This window comes from Prevotella sp. MGM2, from assembly GCF_002933955.1.
Classification (GTDB): Bacteria; Bacteroidota; Bacteroidia; order Bacteroidales; family Bacteroidaceae; genus Alloprevotella.
In genome coordinates this window covers 1-2171 of the sequence record NZ_BEWW01000109.1, presented here as the reverse complement: position 1 = coordinate 2171, position 2171 = coordinate 1, and the positions used below count along the sequence as shown (strand labels likewise).

At 46.8% G+C, this 2171-nt stretch carries 4 protein-coding genes and 1 tRNA gene; 1 reads left to right on the top strand and 4 read right to left on the bottom strand.

The window, feature by feature from the left end:
• Window positions 1–147: 147 nt before the first annotated feature.
• Window positions 148–1095: a cysteine synthase A gene (gene cysK, locus C5S62_RS02420; RefSeq protein ID WP_104403909.1), complete on the bottom strand. Its 948-nt coding sequence runs from the start codon at window positions 1093–1095 to the stop codon at window positions 148–150.
• Window positions 1096–1269: 174 nt separating this feature from the next.
• Between cysK and C5S62_RS13470 the strand changes: the two genes are divergently transcribed.
• Window positions 1270–1449: a hypothetical protein gene (locus tag C5S62_RS13470; RefSeq protein ID WP_190311539.1), complete on the top strand. Its 180-nt coding sequence runs from the start codon at window positions 1270–1272 to the stop codon at window positions 1447–1449.
• 105 nt (window positions 1450–1554) lie between these two features.
• Here C5S62_RS13470 and rpsT read toward each other — a convergent pair whose 3' ends face one another.
• The 3 genes from rpsT to C5S62_RS13465 form a co-directional block, all read right to left on the bottom strand.
• Entirely contained in the window at window positions 1555–1809 is a 255-nt protein-coding gene (gene rpsT, locus C5S62_RS02415; RefSeq protein ID WP_104403908.1) for a 30S ribosomal protein S20, read from the bottom strand.
• A gap of 23 nt (window positions 1810–1832) precedes the next feature.
• Window positions 1833–1904: transfer RNA gene (locus C5S62_RS02410), tRNA-Glu, on the bottom strand.
• A 12-nt stretch (window positions 1905–1916) separates the two neighbouring features.
• The gene (locus C5S62_RS13465; protein ID WP_133159470.1) at window positions 1917–2162 is read right to left on the bottom strand and encodes a hypothetical protein; all 246 of its coding nucleotides are present in this window, start codon (window positions 2160–2162) and stop codon (window positions 1917–1919) included.
• Between the last annotated feature and the right edge of the window lie 9 nt (window positions 2163–2171).

Genomic DNA, 2171 nt, shown 5'->3' with positions numbered 1-2171 from the left:
ATTTCAGCTATCGAATATTAACAAATGAACCGGAATTTCGGCTTGACCCCATAAAAGGCCACCTGCCACAATCAGTCAAACGCCTTTAAAAAGTAGTCAAGGAAACACCACCATACACACACCGCCATACCTCTCCTTACGGAGTATTCACACCACATATCCCTCAAAATCATAAAGAACGGTGGAAAGATAGCGCTCACCGGTATCGGGCAAAAGCACTACAATGTTCTTACCCTTATTCTCAGACTTCCGCCCCAACTCTATGGCAGCATGCAAGGCCGCTCCCGAAGAAATACCTACCAACAGACCTTCATAGCGGGCCAAAAGACGTGCCGCCCGCACCGCCGCCTCATCCGTCACCGCAACAACGGCATCGGCAGCCGACGGCTCAAAGTTTTTCGGAACAAAACCCGCCCCGATCCCCTGCAACTTATGCACTCCCGGCGCACAACCGGAAAGAACAGCCGAAGCAGCAGGCTCTACAGCAAAAATCCTTACAGACGGATTATGTCGTCTCAGTCCGCGCGACACGCCGCTCAGAGTTCCACCGGTACCTACTCCGGCTACAAACAAATCTACCTTCCCGTCCGTATCGGCCCATATCTCCTCAGCCGTAGTACGGGCATGTACAGATGGATTGGCCGGATTTTCAAACTGCCCCGGAATAAAAGCGCCCGAATGTACTTTCTGCAACTCGTATGCCTTGTCTATTGCGCCCTTCATGCCTTCCGCCCCCGGCGTCAATACCACCTCAGCCCCCAAAGCCTGCAACAATTTACGCCGCTCCACGCTCATCGTCTCAGGCATAGTGAGGATAAGACGATACCCCTTAACCGCAGCCACCCAAGCCAGCCCGACACCGGTATTGCCACTAGTCGGTTCAATTATCACATTACCGGGCCTCAACAATCCGCTGCTTTCAGCCTCTTCTATCATTGCCAGCGCCACGCGGTCCTTCACACTCCCTCCAGGATTGAAGTATTCGATTTTCACCAAAAGACGCGCCTCCAGTTTCAAGGCCTCACTCAGTCTCACTGTTTCAAGCAACGGTGTATGCCCCACCAGTTCGGTGAGATTTTTATATATTGTTCCCATATTTTCAACGAGTTATATTACGATTCAAACAAATTCGGATTTATCTCTACGTGATGCCATTTTATTTTCCATCCAAGTCCAAGATCACTCTCACACCTCATAGTAAAAACACGATCCGCTCAACGAGGTTTTCCATCTGCCCTGCCAACATTTCTGTCCATACAACAAAACATCATGCACAGAAGCGGTATTTTTCATCCTCCAAACGAGCGAAATCCTATCTTAGACTGCCGCCATCCGACCAGACCGGCTGAAAATCCCAATACTCCTGATAAAACGGACACCATTCCCGCCAGCTACAAATATACGGGTTTATTCCATCTTCATGCGCGAAAAGAGCACAACATTATTTAAAAATTCTATCGCAGAGCTTCCTCTACGGAATTCAACAGCTACAAAAACAAATAACCCGACCTTTCTTTCGAAAGACCGGACTGTTTGTTTATCCTTATCAGATTATCAACCCAATTTATTGATATGGAGCATCAAACTTGATTTGATATTTGCTGCTTTGTTCTTGTGGATAATATTTGTCTTGGCGAGCTTGTCCAGCATCTTCTGCACTTTCGGCAGAAGTTCTACTGCAGCTGCTTTGTCAGTCGTAGCGCGGAGCTTACGAACTGCATTACGCATGGTTTTAGCGTAATATCTGTTGTGCAGTCTGCGAGTCGCCGTCTGACGAATTCTTTTTACAGATGATTTGTGGTTTGCCATTTTTTGTTTTTAGTTTATTAGAGTAGTCCCTAGCGGAGTCGAACCGCTCTTTAGAGAATGAAAATCTCTCGTCCTAACCGATAGACGAAGGGACCGTACCTTCAAATTCAGGTTTGCATCTCAGCACCTTTCGGGGCTTGTTTGCGAGTGCAAAAGTAGAGCTTAATTTTGAAACCACCAAATCTTTCTCTATTTTTTTTCAAAAAAAAGATGTTTTTTCTTGTTTTTATCTGAATAACGGGCGGCTTTTGGTAATTTTGGAGAACGATACGGCTGTTTATTTTCTGAAGCACGGGTTTGCATACGGGAGCCGGTGGATAAAGCCGTAAATGGCCGTTATGTTCCAGCCACATATTATATAT

Excerpts from the sequence above, each read along its gene's own strand:
- rpsT (WP_104403908.1), bottom strand. The coding sequence starts at position 1,809 with ATGGCAAACCACAAATCATCTGTAAAAAGAATTCGTCAGACGGCGACT.
- C5S62_RS13470 (WP_190311539.1), top strand. The coding sequence starts at position 1,270 with ATGCACAGAAGCGGTATTTTTCATCCTCCAAACGAGCGAAATCCTATC.
- cysK (WP_104403909.1), bottom strand. The coding sequence starts at position 1,095 with ATGGGAACAATATATAAAAATCTCACCGAACTGGTGGGGCATACACCG.
- C5S62_RS13465 (WP_133159470.1), bottom strand. The coding sequence starts at position 2,162 with ATGTGGCTGGAACATAACGGCCATTTACGGCTTTATCCACCGGCTCCC.